15 protein-coding genes are annotated in these 15,014 nt (G+C 72.4%); 7 read left to right on the top strand and 8 right to left on the bottom strand.

The annotated features are described in order from the left end of the window. Nucleotides 1–171: 171 nt before the first annotated feature. Together ACSUPV_RS15075 and ACSUPV_RS15070 are read right to left on the bottom strand one after the other, a co-directional pair. On the bottom strand, nucleotides 172–996 hold the full coding sequence (locus ACSUPV_RS15075) for a purine-nucleoside phosphorylase (protein ID WP_031119797.1): 825 nt from the start codon (nucleotides 994–996) through the stop codon (nucleotides 172–174). A gap of 105 nt (nucleotides 997–1,101) precedes the next feature. Further along, nucleotides 1,102–1,539 (bottom strand): gamma-glutamylcyclotransferase, encoded by a 438-nt coding sequence (locus ACSUPV_RS15070; protein WP_031119796.1) that lies wholly within the window; start codon nucleotides 1,537–1,539, stop codon nucleotides 1,102–1,104. An 84-nt stretch (nucleotides 1,540–1,623) separates the two neighbouring features. Between ACSUPV_RS15070 and ACSUPV_RS15065 the strand changes: the two genes are divergently transcribed. Both ACSUPV_RS15065 and ACSUPV_RS15060 read left to right on the top strand, forming a co-directional pair. Continuing rightward, nucleotides 1,624–3,072, top strand: a complete 1,449-nt coding sequence (locus ACSUPV_RS15065) for an NAD(P)H-quinone dehydrogenase (protein WP_031119795.1) — start codon at nucleotides 1,624–1,626, stop codon at nucleotides 3,070–3,072. 165 nt (nucleotides 3,073–3,237) lie between these two features. Beyond that, nucleotides 3,238–4,215 carry a DeoR/GlpR family DNA-binding transcription regulator gene (locus ACSUPV_RS15060; RefSeq protein ID WP_078650597.1) on the top strand — a complete coding sequence of 326 codons (978 nt, stop codon included), beginning with the start codon at nucleotides 3,238–3,240 and terminating at the stop codon, nucleotides 4,213–4,215. Between the two features lie 180 nt (nucleotides 4,216–4,395). Here ACSUPV_RS15060 and ACSUPV_RS15055 read toward each other — a convergent pair whose 3' ends face one another. Beyond that, complete coding sequence (locus ACSUPV_RS15055; RefSeq protein ID WP_037757548.1) at nucleotides 4,396–6,168, bottom strand: acetyl/propionyl/methylcrotonyl-CoA carboxylase subunit alpha; 1,773 nt, start codon at nucleotides 6,166–6,168, stop codon at nucleotides 4,396–4,398. 347 nt (nucleotides 6,169–6,515) lie between these two features. Between ACSUPV_RS15055 and ACSUPV_RS15050 the strand changes: the two genes are divergently transcribed. Then, entirely contained in the window at nucleotides 6,516–6,992 is a 477-nt protein-coding gene (locus ACSUPV_RS15050; RefSeq protein WP_037757551.1) for a hypothetical protein, read from the top strand. On the opposite strand, the gene ACSUPV_RS15045 is transcribed toward ACSUPV_RS15050, so the two are convergent. The 4 genes from ACSUPV_RS15045 to ACSUPV_RS15030 form a co-directional block, all read right to left on the bottom strand. After that, the gene (locus tag ACSUPV_RS15045) at nucleotides 6,961–7,581 is read right to left on the bottom strand and encodes a Maf family protein (RefSeq protein ID WP_031119790.1); all 621 of its coding nucleotides are present in this window, start codon (nucleotides 7,579–7,581) and stop codon (nucleotides 6,961–6,963) included. The genes ACSUPV_RS15050 and ACSUPV_RS15045 overlap by 32 nt on opposite strands. A gap of 31 nt (nucleotides 7,582–7,612) precedes the next feature. Beyond that, nucleotides 7,613–7,741 carry a morphogenic membrane protein MmpB gene (gene mmpB / locus ACSUPV_RS15040; protein WP_359787688.1) on the bottom strand — a complete coding sequence of 43 codons (129 nt, stop codon included), beginning with the start codon at nucleotides 7,739–7,741 and terminating at the stop codon, nucleotides 7,613–7,615. 103 nt (nucleotides 7,742–7,844) lie between these two features. Next, nucleotides 7,845–8,054 (bottom strand): acyl-CoA carboxylase epsilon subunit, encoded by a 210-nt coding sequence (locus ACSUPV_RS15035; RefSeq protein WP_031119789.1) that lies wholly within the window; start codon nucleotides 8,052–8,054, stop codon nucleotides 7,845–7,847. Nucleotides 8,055–8,069: 15 nt separating this feature from the next. After that, nucleotides 8,070–9,674, bottom strand: coding sequence for an acyl-CoA carboxylase subunit beta (locus tag ACSUPV_RS15030; protein ID WP_031119788.1), 1,605 nt, complete (start codon nucleotides 9,672–9,674; stop codon nucleotides 8,070–8,072). Nucleotides 9,675–9,785: 111 nt separating this feature from the next. Here ACSUPV_RS15030 and ACSUPV_RS15025 point away from each other — a divergent pair, with 111 nt between their 5' ends. Both ACSUPV_RS15025 and ACSUPV_RS15020 read left to right on the top strand, forming a co-directional pair. Then, nucleotides 9,786–10,652: a biotin--[acetyl-CoA-carboxylase] ligase gene (locus ACSUPV_RS15025; protein ID WP_037757554.1), complete on the top strand. Its 867-nt coding sequence runs from the start codon at nucleotides 9,786–9,788 to the stop codon at nucleotides 10,650–10,652. A gap of 236 nt (nucleotides 10,653–10,888) precedes the next feature. Then, nucleotides 10,889–11,995: an adenylate/guanylate cyclase domain-containing protein gene (locus ACSUPV_RS15020; protein WP_359787684.1), complete on the top strand. Its 1,107-nt coding sequence runs from the start codon at nucleotides 10,889–10,891 to the stop codon at nucleotides 11,993–11,995. A gap of 24 nt (nucleotides 11,996–12,019) precedes the next feature. Here ACSUPV_RS15020 and ACSUPV_RS15015 read toward each other — a convergent pair whose 3' ends face one another. Continuing rightward, the gene (locus tag ACSUPV_RS15015; protein ID WP_436947649.1) at nucleotides 12,020–12,727 is read right to left on the bottom strand and encodes a hypothetical protein; all 708 of its coding nucleotides are present in this window, start codon (nucleotides 12,725–12,727) and stop codon (nucleotides 12,020–12,022) included. 216 nt (nucleotides 12,728–12,943) lie between these two features. Here ACSUPV_RS15015 and ACSUPV_RS15010 point away from each other — a divergent pair, with 216 nt between their 5' ends. Next, nucleotides 12,944–13,744 carry an enoyl-CoA hydratase/isomerase family protein gene (locus ACSUPV_RS15010; RefSeq protein WP_031119784.1) on the top strand — a complete coding sequence of 267 codons (801 nt, stop codon included), beginning with the start codon at nucleotides 12,944–12,946 and terminating at the stop codon, nucleotides 13,742–13,744. A 98-nt stretch (nucleotides 13,745–13,842) separates the two neighbouring features. Further along, nucleotides 13,843–14,991, top strand: coding sequence for a GGDEF domain-containing protein (locus ACSUPV_RS15005; RefSeq protein ID WP_382612831.1), 1,149 nt, complete (start codon nucleotides 13,843–13,845; stop codon nucleotides 14,989–14,991). Nucleotides 14,992–15,014 lie beyond the last annotated feature (23 nt).

Below are 15,014 nucleotides of genomic sequence, written 5' to 3'. Positions count from 1 at the left end.
CCCGACACGTCCCCTTGCGTCGTCCGGCGGCTGCGGGTGCGTGGGGGCGGGCCGCCGGTTCCGCTTGGCTGCGGGCAATCGTGCTGTAGGGGCGGCACCCGTCCCAAAGAAGCGGCACCCCGCTCCGCCGGGTTGCGGGCCCACCCGGCCTCAGTTCCAGTGCCGGGTTTCCTACAGACGGCCAAGGACCTGGGCGAGCAGGGAGCCCATCCGCGTCGCAGAGTCGCGCCCGGCCTGCAGCACCTCTTCGTGGTTCAGCGGTTCGCCCGTCATTCCCGCCGCCAGGTTCGTCACCAGGGAGATGCCGAGCACCTCCGCGCCCGCCTCGCGCGCGGCGATCGCCTCCAGGACCGTCGACATGCCCACCAGGTCCGCGCCGATGACCCGGGCCATGCGGATCTCGGCCGGAGTCTCGTAGTGCGGGCCGGGGAACTGGGCGTAGACGCCCTCCTCCAGCGTGGGGTCGACCTCCTTGCACAGGGCCCGCAGGCGCGGGGAGTAGAGGTCGGTGAGGTCGACGAAGTTGGCGCCGATGATGGGGGAGGTGGCGGTGAGGTTGATGTGGTCGCTGATCAGGACCGGCTGGCCGGGGCGCATGCCCTCGCGCAGGCCGCCGCAGCCGTTGGTGAGGACGACCGTCTTGCAGCCGGCCGAGACGGCCGTGCGGACGCCGTGGGCGACGGCGGCCACGCCGCGGCCCTCGTAGTAGTGCGTGCGGCCCAGGAAGACCAGGGCGCGCTTGTTGCCGATCCGGTAGGAGCGGATCTTGCCTCCGTGGCCCTCCACCGCCGGCGGCGGGAAACCGGGCAGCTCGGTGACCTGGAGCTCGGCCTCGGGCGCGCCGAGGGCGTCCACGGCCGGGGCCCAGCCGGAGCCCATCACGAGGGCGACGTCGTGGGTCTCGGCGCCCGTGAGTTCGCGCAGGCGGGCCGCGGCGGCGTCGGCGGCGGCGTGGGGGTCGCCCTGGATGTCGTCCGGAAGAAGAGATGCGTTCACGCCGATGAGGGTAGCCGGTGAATGCCTACGCGCGTAGATGGCAGAGCTCACGGGGTGACGATCGTTGTCTTGTCGTTTCCGACGAGGCGGTGCCCCGGGCGGTCGTCAGCAGGGGCGCTTGCGGAGTTCCATGACGTAGTCGTGCGGGGCGCCGGCCGACTCGGCCGCATCGGCGATCTCGCCCAGGTAGCGGGCGGAGGGCAGACCGCCCTCGTAGGCGTTGAGGGTGAAGGCCCACGCCTGCTCGTCACCCTCCAGGGTGTGGACCCGTACCCGTGTGCGGCGGTAGATGTCGAGGCCCACGCCCTCCCAGCGGTCGAGCGACTCCTCGTCCATGGGGGCGATGTCGTACAGCGCGACGAAGACCTGGGAGAGGGGGTCCTCGACGATCGTCGGCAGGGCGCCCTCCCAGCCCATGTGCTCGCCGCCGAAGGTCAGTCGCCACCCGTTCAGCCAGCCGGTGGCGCGCAGCGGCGAGTGCGGGGCGCGGCGGGACATCAGCCGCGCGTCGAGGTTGCCGGCGTACGCGGCGTAGAGCGACATGGGGAGAGGGTACGACAGGCCGAACGGCGTCACTCCCGTAACAGAGCCGCCCCGGGGCGGTGCCGCCCTGGGGGGTGCGGGACAATGGAGTACGTGACTCGGATCGTGATCATCGGTGGCGGACCCGGCGGATACGAAGCGGCGCTGGTCGCCGCGCAACTCGGTGCGGAGGTGACCGTCGTCGACTGCGACGGTCTGGGCGGGGCGTCGGTGCTCACCGACTGCGTCCCGTCGAAGACCCTGATCGCCACGGCCGAGGTGATGACCACCTTCGACTCCTCGTACGAGGAGCTGGGCATCATCGTCGCCGACGACACCCCGCCCATGGAGCAGAGCGCCCGGGTGGTGGGCGTCGACCTGGGCAAGGTCAACCGGCGTGTGAAGCGGCTCGCGCTCGCCCAGTCGCATGACATCACCGCCTCCGTGACACGTGCCGGGGCGCGTGTCCTGCGCGGCCGCGGGCGCCTTGAGGGCATGCAGGCGCTCGACGGGTCGCGCAAGGTCGTGGTGCGCGCCGCCGACGGCAGCGAGGAGACGCTGACGGCGGACGCGGTGCTGATCGCCACCGGCGGACACCCCCGCGAGCTGCCGGACGCCAAGCCGGACGGCGAGCGGATCCTGAACTGGACCCAGGTCTACGACCTCGACGAGCTGCCGGAAGAGCTGATCGTGGTCGGTTCCGGTGTGACCGGTGCCGAGTTCGCCGGTGCCTACCAGGCGCTGGGTTCGCGGGTGACGCTTGTGTCCTCGCGGGACCGCGTGCTGCCCGGCGAGGACCCGGACGCGGCGGCCGTCCTGGAGGACGTCTTCCGGCGGCGCGGCATGAACGTCATGGGCCGTTCCCGGGCCCAGTCCGCCAAGCGCGTCGGCGACCGGGTCGAGGTCACGCTGGCCGACGGCCGGGTCATCACCGGCTCGCACTGCCTCATGGCCGTCGGTGCCGTGCCCAACAGCGCGGGCATGGGGCTGGAGGAGGCCGGCGTCCGGCTGCGCGAGTCCGGTCACATCTGGACCGACAAGGTGTCGCGCACGACCGCTCCGGGCGTGTACGCGGCCGGTGACGTGACGGGCGTGTTCGCCCTCGCGTCCGTGGCCGCCATGCAGGGACGTATCGCCATGTACCACTTCCTGGGCGATGCCGTGGCCCCGCTGAACCTGAAGACCGTCTCGTCGAACGTCTTCACCGACCCGGAGATCGCCACCGTCGGCTACACCCAGGCCGACGTCGACGCCGGGAAGATCGACGCCCGGGTCGTGAAGCTGCCGCTGCTGCGCAACCCTCGCGCCAAGATGCAGGGCATCCGCGACGGCTTCGTCAAGATCTTCTGCCGTCCGGGCACGGGCATCGTGGTCGGCGGTGTCGTCGTGGCGCCGCGCGCCTCGGAACTGATCCACCCCATCTCGATCGCGGTCGACAACAATCTGACAGTCGAACAGATCGCGAACGCCTTCACCGTCTACCCCTCCCTTTCGGGCTCGATCGCGGAGGTGGCACGGCAGTTGCACACCCGGAAGATGAACGGCGACGGCTGAGGCCGAAACCGGCTCCTCGCTGGTCACGGGGAGTGTTCGACCATGCGTACGGCATAGGCGGGGCGACTAGGCCCTATACCACTTCCCGCTGCTCCGTGCGAACATCTTCTGCTATTCAGCGCAAACTGCTGAAAGCAGACGGTCGCTGGCGTTACTGTCAGTTTCGTGTTCGCTGCAGAACGTCGCCAATTGATCCTCGAAATGGTGCGAGCGAACGGGGCCGTGTCGCTCCGTGAGCTCGCCCGCGTCGTCCAGACCTCCGAAGTGACCGTACGGCGGGACGTGCGCGCGCTGGAGGCAGAAGGACTCCTCGACCGCCGGCACGGCGGTGCGGTACTGCCGGGCGGTTTCACGCGGGAGTCCGGCTTTCCGCAGAAGTCTCATCTCGCGACCGCCGAGAAGACCGCCATCGCCGACCTCGCCGCGAATCTCGTGGAAGAGGGAGAGGCGATCGTGGTCGGGGCGGGTACGACGACCCAGGAGCTGGCCCGCCGGCTGGCGCGGGTGCCCGGGCTGACCGTCGTCACCAACTCGCTGCTGGTGGCGCAGGCATTGGCCCACGCCAACCGGGTCGAGGTCGTGATGACCGGCGGTACGCTCCGCGGTTCGAACTACGCCCTGGTGGGCAGTGGTGCCGAGCAGTCCCTGCACGGGCTGCGCGTGTCGCGGGCGTTCCTGTCCGGGAGCGGGCTGACCGCCGAGCGGGGGCTGTCCACGTCCAACATGCTGTCGGCGTCGGTCGACCGGGCGTTGGTGCAGGCCGCCGCGGAGGTGGTGGTCCTCGCGGACCACACCAAGCTCGGGACGGACACGATGTTCCAGACCGTGCCGACGGATCTCATCACGCGCCTCGTGACGGACGAGCCGCCCGCGCACGACGACCGTGCGGCCACGGAACTCCAGGCACTTGCCGACCAGGGCGTGCAGATCGCCGTGGCCGGGGGGCAGGGGGGTTCTTCGGCGGGGGTGGGGGGCCCGGGGGGTGATTCCGTCCCGGCGCGCCAGCAGCGTCGGGACGTGCCATTGCCCGGGCCTCGGCGGCAGGTGCCGGGGGGCGGGGGCGGGTTGCGGTCCGCCTCGATGCTGGGTGAGCAGAGTCCGGGGGCGGAGCGGGCGCGGGTTGCGGATCTGCGGCGGCGGTGAGTTGAGCTGCTGCCGGGTATCGGGTGCTCAGCGTTGTCGCTGAGGGCGGGGCGTTGCGCAACCCGGCGCCGCGGGGTGCTGCTGCGCCCACCCGTGCCGCCCCTAGCGGCACGCATGCCCGCAGCTGAGTGAGGCGCGGCCCCGTCAGGGGCCGCGCCGTTGGTGAAGTGCTCGGTCGGTTCAGTCCTTGATCTCGCAGATCGCCGCGCCGGATGTCACCGACGCGCCGATCTCCGCCGACAGGCCCTTGATCGTGCCGGACTTGTGGGCGTTCAGGGGCTGTTCCATCTTCATGGCCTCCAGGACGACGACCAGGTCGCCCTCCTTGACCTCCTGGCCCTCCTCGACCGCGACCTTGACGATCGTGCCCTGCATCGGGGAGGCGAGGGTGTCGCCGGAGGCGACCGGGCCCGACTTCTTCGCCGCGCGGCGCTTCGGCTTGGCGCCCGCCGCGAGGCCCGTACGGGCCAGGGACATGCCCAGCGAGGACGGCAGGGAGACCTCGAGCCGCTTGCCGCCGACCTCGACGACGACCGTCTCGCGGCCCGGCTCCTCGTCCGCCTCGGCGTCGGCCGGCGCGGCGAACGGCTTGATCTCGTTGACGAACTCCGTCTCGATCCAGCGCGTGTGGACCGTGAACGGGTCCGACGAACCGGTGAGCTCCGGCGCGAACGCCGGGTCCTTCACCACCGCGCGGTGGAACGGGATCGCCGTCGCCATGCCCTCGACCTGGAACTCCTCCAGGGCCCGGGCGGCCCGCTGCAGGGCCTCCTTGCGGGTGCGGCCCGTGACGATCAGCTTCGCCAGCAGGGAGTCCCACGCGGGGCCGATGACCGAACCGGACTCCACGCCCGCGTCCAGGCGGACACCCGGGCCGGACGGCGGTGCGAAGGTGGTGACCGTACCGGGCGCGGGCAGGAAGTTGCGGCCCGGGTCCTCGCCGTTGATGCGGAACTCGAAGGAGTGGCCGCGCAGGGCCGGGTCGTCGTAGCCCAGCTCCTCGCCGTCGGCGATGCGGAACATCTCCCGCACCAGGTCGATGCCGGCGACCTCCTCCGTGACCGGGTGCTCCACCTGCAGACGGGTGTTGACCTCGAGGAAGGAGATCGTGCCGTCGAGGCCGACGAGGAACTCGACCGTGCCGGCGCCGACGTAACCGGCCTCCTTCAGGATCGCCTTCGACGCGCGGTACAGCTCCTCCACCTGCGCGTCGGAGAGGAACGGCGCGGGGGCCTCCTCGACCAGCTTCTGGTGGCGGCGCTGGAGGGAGCAGTCACGGGTGGAGACGACCACCACATTGCCGTGCTGGTCGGCCAGGCACTGGGTCTCGACGTGGCGAGGCTTGTCGAGGTAGCGCTCGACGAAGCACTCGCCGCGGCCGAAGGCCGCCACGGCCTCGCGGACCGCCGAGTCGTACAGCTCCGGCACTTCCTCCAGCGTGCGCGCGACCTTCAGGCCGCGGCCGCCGCCGCCGAACGCCGCCTTGATGGCGATGGGCAGGCCGTGCTCCTCGGCGAAGGCGACGACCTCGTCGGCGCCGGACACCGGGTCGGACGTGCCCGCCACCAGCGGGGCGCCCGCGCGCTGCGCGATGTGCCGGGCGGCGACCTTGTCACCCAGGTCGCGGATCGCCTGCGGGGGCGGGCCGATCCAGATCAGGCCCGCGTCCAGGACCGCCTGGGCGAAGTCGGCGTTCTCGGAGAGGAAGCCGTAGCCGGGGTGGATGGCGTCCGCGCCCGACTCCCGCGCGGCCTTCAGCACCTTCTCGATGTCGAGGTAGCTGGTGCCCGGGGTGTCACCGCCCAGGGCGAACGCCTCATCCGCGGCGCGGACATGCAGAGCGTCCCGGTCCGGGTCGGCGTAGACGGCCACGCTCGCGATCCCGGCGTCCCGGCAGGCCCGGGCCACGCGGACAGCGATTTCGCCACGGTTGGCGATGAGCACCTTGCGCACGATTGAGGCTCCCTCCTTGAAACAAGCCGAGTTTAGGGACTGCCGACACGGCACTTCGACCCGTCCCCAGTGGTGAGCTTGCCCACACGGAGCGTGATGCGAGGCTCGCTCGACCCGCAAAATCCCTTGTCGCACCGCAGTACGCAGCACTCCTCCGGGAAACCCTAGCCGTCCCCTGTGGGGAAGGTCTCTGTCATCACGTGCTGCGGGCCACTCAGTTTCTTTGTGGAGTCCCTACGAATGGCCCAATGATTCTTTGCCCGCCGTCGAACTCTTGTCCCCGGGTTTACTCGTTAGTAGCGTTCGCGCTGTCTCTCGAACGTACTAGGGGTAAGTGGGTGGGCCCGGTGGTGCGCAGGCCGGTGGCGTGGATCGTGGCGGTGGTGCTGTTCGCCGAGGCGTTCGGCATCGCGGGGCTCAACTGGTTCCTGGGGGTCGTCGTCGACCGGCAGGACATGTCCCTGGCCGGGCTCGACCCGCACATGATGTCGGTGTCGTCGAAGATCGGCGGGATCGCCTTCGGCCTCTACTTCGCGCTGTGCGGCCTGGTCGCCCTGCTCGTGGCGCTGCGGAACCGGCCCCCGGCGGGCTTCGGGCGTGTGCTGCTGATCAGCGCGGCGGTCGTGCACGGGATCCTGGGCGCCTTCACCTGGGGGCTCGTCGGCTGGCCCGCGTTCCTGTTCATGGTGCTGGTGCTCGCCCTGATCGTGCTGCTGCTGATGACGTACGACCGTCCGGCCGAGCCCGCCGACGCCGCGCCCGAGGGCGGGAAGGGCGGCGACGGGTCCCCGGTCACTTCTGAGCCGACGCCCACAACTCCGTGATGCCGATCCCCAGTCGGGCGAGGAGCCGGCGGACGAGGGGCAGACTGATGCCGATGACGTTGCCGTGGTCGCCGTCGATGCCGTCGATGAACGGGGCCGAGCGGCCGTCCAGCGTGAACGCCCCGGCGACGTAGAGGGGTTCGCCGGAGGCGACGTAGGCGGCGATCTCCTCGTCGGTGGGTTCACCGAAGTGGACGATCGTGGACGCGGTGGCGGAGACGTAGCGGCCCTGCAGGGTGTCGTAGACGCAGTGGCCCGTCTGGAGGGTGCCGGCCCGGCCGCGCATCGCCTTCCAGCGGGCGGTGGCCTCCTCGGCGTCCGCGGGCTTTCCGAGGGCCTGGCCGTCCAGGTCGAGCACCGAGTCGCAGCCGATCACGATCGCGCCCTTGGCCTCCGGCCGCGCGGCCACGACGGAGGCCTTCGCCTCGGCGAGGGCGAGTGCCAGCTCGGCGGGGGTGGGGGCGGTGACGGCGTCCTCGTCGACGCCGCTCACGATCACCTCGGGGGCGAGGCCGGCCTGGCGGAGCAGGCCGAGCCGGGCGGGGGACTGGGAGGCGAGGACGAGTCGGCGGCGCGGCTGATCTGTCATGCGTTCAGCGTATCGGCGAGCCGTCGCGGCCTCACCTCACACCGATCACCAGCATCGCCAGCACCATGGCCAGGGCCAGGAGAACGCTCAGCCGCCGCAGCTTGCCCTGCATGTCACGCAGTTCCTGGGGCGGTTCGTTCTCGGGGTCGGACCACAGCATGAGTCCAGCGTGCGGCCTGGCAGGGCGGGGCGCCTGAGTAGGCGTACTCAAATCGGCGCCCCGCGTTGTTCCGCCGTGCGCGGTTCCCCGCGCCCGGAGAGCTTCAGGCCGGCCAGTAGGTGCGGCCCCAGGCCGCCGGACCCGGCTGGGGCAGGCGGTGGGCCGCGATGCGGGACGGGTCGGACCAGGAGTCGCGAGGGGTCGGCGCGCCGGGCGGCGTCTCGGCCGCCGCCGCGGCGCGGGCCCTGACCACCGCCAGGGCGGCGGCCAGCTCCTCCGGGGTCGGGTTGCCCCGTACGACCTTGATCGTCATGTGGGCTCCTGGTGGCTAGAGGGGGATGTTGCCGTGCTTCTTCGGAGGCAGGGATTCCCGCTTCGTCCGCAGTTGACGCAGACCCCGCACGACGTGCCGGCGGGTGTCGGACGGAAGGATCACCGCGTCGACGTAGCCGCGCTCGGCCGCGACGTAGGGGTTGAGGAGGGTGTCCTCGTACTCCTGGATCAGCCGGGCCCGGACCGCCTCCAGGTCCTCGCCGCCCGCCTCGGCCTCGGCGAGGGTGCGGCGGTGCAGGATGTTGACCGCGCCCTGGGCGCCCATGACGGCGATCTGGGCGGTGGGCCAGGCGAGGTTGAGGTCGGCGCCGAGGTGCTTGGAGCCCATGACGTCGTAGGCGCCGCCGAACGCCTTGCGGGTGATGATCGTGATCAGCGGGACGGTCGCCTCGGCGTAGGCGTAGATCAGCTTGGCGCCGCGGCGGATGATGCCGTCGTGCTCCTGGTCGACGCCGGGCAGGAAGCCGGGGACGTCGACGAAGGTGAGGACCGGGACGTTGAAGGCGTCACACGTGCGCACGAACCGGGCCGCCTTCTCGCTGGCCTTGATGTCCAGGCAGCCGGCGAGCTGCGTCGGCTGGTTGGCGATGATGCCGACCGGGTGGCCCTCGACCCGGCCGAAGCCGGTGAGGATGTTCGGCGCGTACAGCGGCTGCGTCTCGAAGAACTCGGCGTCGTCCAGGACGTGCTCGATCACCGCGTGCATGTCGTACGGCTGGTTCGCGCTGTCCGGGACGATCGCGTCCAGCTCGCGGTCCTCGTCCGTGACCTCCAGGTCGGCCTCCTCCGGGAAGGCGGGCGGCTCGGAGAGGTTGTTGGACGGCAGGTACGACAGCAGCTGCTTGATGTACTCGATCGCGTCCTTCTCGTCGCCCGCCATGTGGTGGGCGACCCCGGAAGTCGCGTTGTGGGTCCGGGCGCCGCCCAGCTCCTCGAAGCCGACGTCCTCACCGGTGACGGTCTTGATGACGTCCGGGCCGGTGATGAACATGTGCGAGGTCTGGTCGACCATGACCGTGAAGTCGGTGATCGCCGGGGAGTAGACCGCGCCGCCCGCGCACGGCCCGACGACCAGGCTGATCTGCGGGATGACGCCGGAGGCGTGGGTGTTGCGGCGGAAGATCTCGCCGTACGCCCCGAGGGAGGCCACGCCCTCCTGGATGCGGGCGCCACCGGAGTCGTTGATGCCGATGACCGGGCAGCCGGTCTTCAGGGCGAAGTCCATGACCTTGACGATCTTCTGCCCGTAGACCTCGCCCAGCGCCCCGCCGAAGACGGTGAAGTCCTGCGAGAACACGGCGACCGGGCGGCCGTCGACGGTGCCGTACCCGGTGACGACGCCGTCGCCGTACGGGCGGTTCTTGTCGAGGCCGAAGTTGGTGGAACGGTGCCGGGCGAACTCGTCGAGCTCGACGAAGGACCCCTCGTCGAGCAGGAGCTCGATCCGCTCACGGGCCGTCAGCTTGCCCTTGGCGTGCTGCTTCTCCACGGCGCGTGCGGAGCCGGCGTGCGTCGCTTCCTCGATGCGGCGCTTCAGATCCGCGAGCTTGCCCGCGGTCGTGTGAATGTCAGGCTGCTGCTGCTCTTCCGGCTCGGACATCGGGATGCGGCTCCCTGCCTGCTCAAAAAGGGGGGACGGTTACTCATCCGTAGCGTAGTGGGGTGCCTCCGCATCGGCAGTGCGGCGTTTACCACACCTAGGGTGGCTTGCATGACGCCGCGCGATGCATCAGAGCCGAACGGGAGCCGCTGGTCCGACCTGGATCGGCCGCCCCTCAACATCACCGCCCTGCGCCGGGGACTGGTGCGGGAGGGAGGGCTGTGGTCGGAGGTGGAGATCGTCCAGCGCACCGGCTCGACCAACTCCGACCTGGTGGCCCGGGCGGCCGAGGGCGGGGCCGCCGAGGGGGCGGTGCTCGTCGCCGAGGAGCAGACGGCCGGGCGGGGGCGCCTGGACCGGCAGTGGACGGCCCCTCCCCGGTCGGGGCTGTTCTTCTCCGTGCTGCTCAAGCCGGGCGAGGTGCCGGTGGCGCGGTGGGGCTGGCTGCCGCTGCTCACGGGCGTCGCGGTGGCGACGGGGCTGGCGCGGGCGGCGGGTGTCGACACGGCTCTGAAGTGGCCGAACGACCTGCTGGTCACCGTGGGGGGAGAGGAACGCAAGGCCGGGGGGATCCTCGCCGAGCGGGCCGGTGACGACGGGGTCGTCATCGGGGTCGGCATCAACGTCACGCTGAAGGAGGACGAGCTGCCCGTGCCGACGGCCGGGTCGCTGGCGCTGGCCGGGGCCGTGAGCACGGACCGGGATCCGCTGCTCCGGGCAGTGCTTCGTTCGCTGGAGGAGTGGTACGGGAAGTGGCGTGCGGCAGGGGGTGACCCCGGGGTGAGCGGTTTGCAGGAGGCGTACGCGGCGGGGTGCGCGACGCTCGGGCGGGAAGTGCGGGCGGAGTTGCCCGGCGATCGGGCCGTGGTGGGAGAGGCCGTCGCGGTGGACGGGGACGGGCGGCTGGTGCTGGCGACGGGGGAGGGGGTGCAGGAGCCTGTGGGGGCGGGGGACATCGTGCACTTGCGGCCTGCCTGAGGCTGAGACCGGGGCGCGCCGAGTGGCCCGTCCGGCGATTGAGGACGAGTCCGTTCAGGCCGAAGCGGGGGCCTGGGGGCGGCAGCCCCCAGGGAGGCCGGGCACTGACGCCGCGTGCCGAGCAAACGCCGGGCACCCCACCCCCGGCCAGACCAAACGGAGTGAGCTGGCGCACACCTGCCGTAGAGTTGAGGCCGGTCGATACATGACCGTGACAGATCGGAAGGGCAGCACGCGTGACCGTCGACGACTCGGGTTCCGGCACGGACGCGCAGGGCGCCGACCCCGGCGAGGATCCGCTCGCCCTGCGGCTGGAACAGCTCATCCTGGGCGCCGAGCGCCGCTACACCCCGTTCCAGGCGGCCCGCAGCGCCGGTGTCTCCATGGAACTGGCCTCCCGCTTCTGGCGGGCGATGGGCTTCGCCGACATCGGGCAGGCCAAGGCCCTCACGGAGGCGGACGTCCTGGCACTGCGGCGCCTCGCCGGCCTCGTCGAAGCGGGCCTGCTGAGCGAGGCGATGGCCGTCCAGGTGGCCCGGTCCACCGGGCAGACCACCGCGCGACTCGCCGAGTGGCAGATCGACTCGTTCCTGGAGGGGCTCACCGAGCCGCCCGAGCCGGGCATGACGCGCACCGAGGTGACGTACCCGATCGTCGAGCTGCTCCTGCCCGAGCTGGAGGAGTTCCTGGTCTACGTCTGGCGCCGCCAGCTCGCAGCCTCGGCCGGACGGGTCGTGCAGGCCGCCGACGACGAGGAGATGGTCGACCGCCGGCTCGCCGTCGGCTTCGCCGACCTGGTCGGGTTCACGCGGCTGACCCGCCGGATGGAGGAGGAGGAGCTCGGCGAGCTGGTCGAGGCCTTCGAGACCACGGCCGCCGACCTGGTGGCCGCGAACGGCGGACGGCTGATCAAGACCCTCGGCGACGAGGTGCTGTACGCCGCCGACGACGCCGGCACGGCCGCCGAGATCGCGCTGCGGCTGATCGAGACCATGGCGCACGACGAGACGATGCCGGAGCTGCGCGTCGGCATGGCGTTCGGCACGGTGACCACCCGTATGGGTGATGTCTTCGGTACGACCGTGAACCTGGCGTCCCGGCTCACCTCGATAGCTCCGAAGGACGCCGTCCTCGTCGACACCGCCTTCGCCGAGGAGCTGATCCGCACGCAGGACGCCCCGGCCTCCGAGGCGGAGGCGGCCGAGGAGGCCGCGGCGGCGGAGAAGGAGGGCGAGGAGCCGCCGGAGTACCGGTTCGCGCTGCAGCCGATGTGGCAGCGGCCGGTGCGTGGCCTGGGCGTCGTGGAGCCGTGGCTGCTCACGCGGCGGGACGTGCGGCCGTAAGCCACCGGAGGGGGCGAGCCCGGCTCAGTCGCGGTCGCCCGGTGTGTCCACGCACAGGCCGATGACCGGCACGCACAGGCCGGGGTCCTGGGGCTTCTTCGGCGGCTTCCTCGGCTCGTCGGGCTCGGGAGCCGGGGCGGGCGCCGCCCCGCTCGGGGGTGCGGTCGGGGCCGGGCGTGGGGTGTCCGCCGTGGGGGCGGGCGCCGGGGCGTTCGGCCGGTCGGGGACGGTCGTGGCGCCGGGCGCGACGGCCCTGGGCACCCCGTCCGTCCCGCGCGCGTCGGTCGTGGTGGCCGGGGCGCGGGAGGCCGCCGGTCCCCGGGTGGCCGGTGACGGGGTCAGGCCGCCCAGGGCGGTGGGTGACGAGGGGCTCGCCTCGGGTCCGGCGGCCGGGAAGCTCGCGGCGGTGTCGGCGGCCTCGTCCGCGCCGGTGGGGACCGGGTCCGGGCGGGGCTCGGCCTCGACGGTGCCGACGCTGTCGGTGCTCGGTCCGGAGGCCAGGCGTACGAGGCTCAGGGCGCCCGCGGCCAGGGCCAGGCCACCGGCGGCGAGCAGGACCTTGCGGGGGCGGGGCTTGCGGTGGCGGCCGCGGACGCGGGGGGTGAAGAGACCGGGTTCCGCCGGGGCCGGTTCGTACGGGGTCGATTCGTAGGGCCTGGCCGGCTCAGGTCGGCGGGGTGCCGTGACGGCCCCGGTGTTCCGTCGCGGCGTCGCCGGCGTGTTCGTCGTCATCACGGTCCCTCCCGATGCGCACGCGCCCCCAGTGCGCCGTGGCTGACGCACGTTATGCGCTGCCATGGGCGGTCGGGCCCGAGTTGGGGGGATGTCACTCGAACGGGTGGGCGGGTGGTGGGTGCGGGAACCGGACGCGTCCGCTCTTTCGCGGGTGCGGCGCGGCTGCGATGATCGGAACGCGATGTTGTTAACCCGCGTTAACCGGAGGGTGTCATGAGTGAGGAACGGTTCGGTGAGTTCGTGCTGGTGCGGCGGCATGAGCAGGGGCATGTCGCGGAGCTCGTCCTCGACCGGCCCAAGGCCATGAACGCCGTGTCGACGGAGATGGCGCGGTGCCTGGCCGGGGCGTGCGCGGCGCTGGGGGAGGACCGGGACGTCCGGGTGGTGGTGCTGACCTCGACGCATGAGCGGGCGTTCTGCGTCGGGGCCGATCTGAAGGAGCGGAACTCGTTCAGCGACGCGGATCTGCTGCGGCAGCGGCCGGTGACGCGCGGGGCGTACACCGCGGTGCTGGAGCTGCCGGTGCCGACGGTGGCGGCGGTGCACGGGTTCGCGCTGGGCGGCGGCTTCGAGCTGGCGCTGGCCTGCGACGTGATCGTGGCGGACCGTACGGCGGTGGTGGGCCTGCCGGAGGTGTCGGTGGGGGTGATTCCCGGCGGCGGCGGTACGCAGTTGCTGCCGCGGCGGGTGGGGGCGGCCCGGGCGGCCGAGCTGATCTTCTCGGCGCGGCGGGTGGAGGCCGTGGAGGCGGGCGAGTTGGGGCTGGTCGACCAGGTGGTGGAGGCCGGGCGGGACCGGGAGGAGGCGTTGGCGCTGGCGGCGCGGATCGCCGGGAACTCGCCGGTGGGGTTGCGGGCGGCGAAGCGCGCGCTGCGGCTCGGGCAGGGGCTGGATCTGCGGGCCGGGCTGGAGGTGGAGGACGCGGCGTGGCGGGCCGTGGCGTTCTCGGGGGACCGGGCGGAGGGCGTCGCGGCGTTCAACGAGCGGCGCAAGCCGGAGTGGCCGGGGGAGTGATCCGACATGTGTCCGCCGCTGGGTCGTCCCCATGCCAAGTCGTCCCCGTTCGCGTCGTAAACAGGTCAGTCTGGCTGGAAACTCCCTAGCCTGGAGTGATGGGTGAGGACAGACGGCTCGCGGCCGTCGTCGCGTTGGCTCAGGGGATGGCGGCGGCGCACGGGTCACGTGAGGCGTGGCGTGCCGCGGCTGCCGGGGCGTGCCGGGCGCTGGGCGGGAGTTTCGCCGCGCTGTCGGTGTGGGAGCGGGAGCTCGGGCGGCTGAAGGTCCTCGTGAACGTCGGCGAGCTGGCCCAGGGGGAGGAGGAGTTCCCCGAGGACGAGGCGTATCCGGTGCACCAGTTCGCGGAGATCACCGAGTTCCTGCACGAGCAGTGGGCCGGCGGCGGGGAGCCGGACGCGTGGGTGGAGACCGCCGCAGGGCCCGCCGCCGGGCAGCCCGGGTACTGCCACCAGCGCGTCGCCGCCCTGCGCCGCCGGGGCCGCGGCTGCTGCGTGGTCGCGCCGATCGTGCTGCACGGCAGGGCCTGGGGCGAGCTGTACGTGGCGAGGCCGGTCGGGGAGCCCGTCTTCGAGCGGGCCGACGCCGACTTCGCCACCGTCCTCGCCTCCGTCGTGGCCGCCGGCATCGCCCAGACGGAGCGGCTGGAGGAGGCCCGCCGCCTCGCGTACACCGACGCGCTCACCGGGCTCGCCAACCGCCGTGCCGTGGACGTACGCCTGGAGCGGGCGATCGAGCGGCACCGCCGGGACGGATCCGTCGTCAGCCTGGTCGTCTGCGACCTCAACGGGCTCAAGCGGGTCAACGACACCCACGGGCACGCCGCCGGCGACCGGCTCCTGGAGCGTTTCGGCTCGGTGCTGTCGCTGTGCGGGGCCATGCTGCCGGGGGCCCTGGCGGCACGGCTCGGCGGGGACGAGTTCTGCCTGCTCGCCGTCGGGCCGCCCGCCGACCAGGTCGTGAAGGCGGCCGGCGAACTGTGCCGCCGGGCCGCCGAGTTGGAGATGGGGGACGGCGTGGCCTGCGGTGTCGCGTCCACCGAGGATCCGATCGGGCCCGTACGCTCCGCCCGCCGACTGTTCCGGCTCGCCGACGCCGCCCAGTACCGGGCCAAGGCCGAGCGGGCCACCCGGCCGGTGGTCGCCGGCCGGGCCGGGCCGGACGATCCCGTGGTGCGGCTCGCGGACGAGCCGTCCCAGGAGGCCGAGGGCGAACGCCGGCGCTTCCGCGGCCGGCACGCGCCCTGAAGCCGTCCGGCGGTGTGACGCAT

This window comes from Streptomyces sp. SudanB52_2052, from assembly GCF_964272415.1.
Taxonomy (GTDB): Bacteria; Actinomycetota; Actinomycetes; order Streptomycetales; family Streptomycetaceae; genus Streptomyces; species Streptomyces olindensis.
This window is presented reverse-complemented; position numbering and strand designations above follow the sequence as displayed.

Bases quoted from the DNA above. Each gene is read 5' to 3' on its own strand.
- mmpB (WP_359787688.1), bottom strand. From the start codon at position 7,741: ATGCTGTGGTCCGACCCCGAGAACGAACCGCCCCAGGAACTGCGTGAC.
- ACSUPV_RS15015 (WP_436947649.1), bottom strand. From the start codon at position 12,727: ATGACGACGAACACGCCGGCGACGCCGCGACGGAACACCGGGGCCGTC.
- ACSUPV_RS15035 (WP_031119789.1), bottom strand. From the start codon at position 8,054: ATGACGATCAAGGTCGTACGGGGCAACCCGACCCCGGAGGAGCTGGCC.
- ACSUPV_RS15045 (WP_031119790.1), bottom strand. From the start codon at position 7,581: ATGACAGATCAGCCGCGCCGCCGACTCGTCCTCGCCTCCCAGTCCCCC.
- ACSUPV_RS15070 (WP_031119796.1), bottom strand. From the start codon at position 1,539: ATGTCGCTCTACGCCGCGTACGCCGGCAACCTCGACGCGCGGCTGATG.
- ACSUPV_RS15025 (WP_037757554.1), top strand. From the start codon at position 9,786: ATGACGCCGCGCGATGCATCAGAGCCGAACGGGAGCCGCTGGTCCGAC.
- ACSUPV_RS15065 (WP_031119795.1), top strand. From the start codon at position 1,624: ATGGAGTACGTGACTCGGATCGTGATCATCGGTGGCGGACCCGGCGGA.
- ACSUPV_RS15030 (WP_031119788.1), bottom strand. From the start codon at position 9,674: ATGTCCGAGCCGGAAGAGCAGCAGCAGCCTGACATTCACACGACCGCG.
- ACSUPV_RS15005 (WP_382612831.1), top strand. From the start codon at position 13,843: ATGGGTGAGGACAGACGGCTCGCGGCCGTCGTCGCGTTGGCTCAGGGG.
- ACSUPV_RS15010 (WP_031119784.1), top strand. From the start codon at position 12,944: ATGAGTGAGGAACGGTTCGGTGAGTTCGTGCTGGTGCGGCGGCATGAG.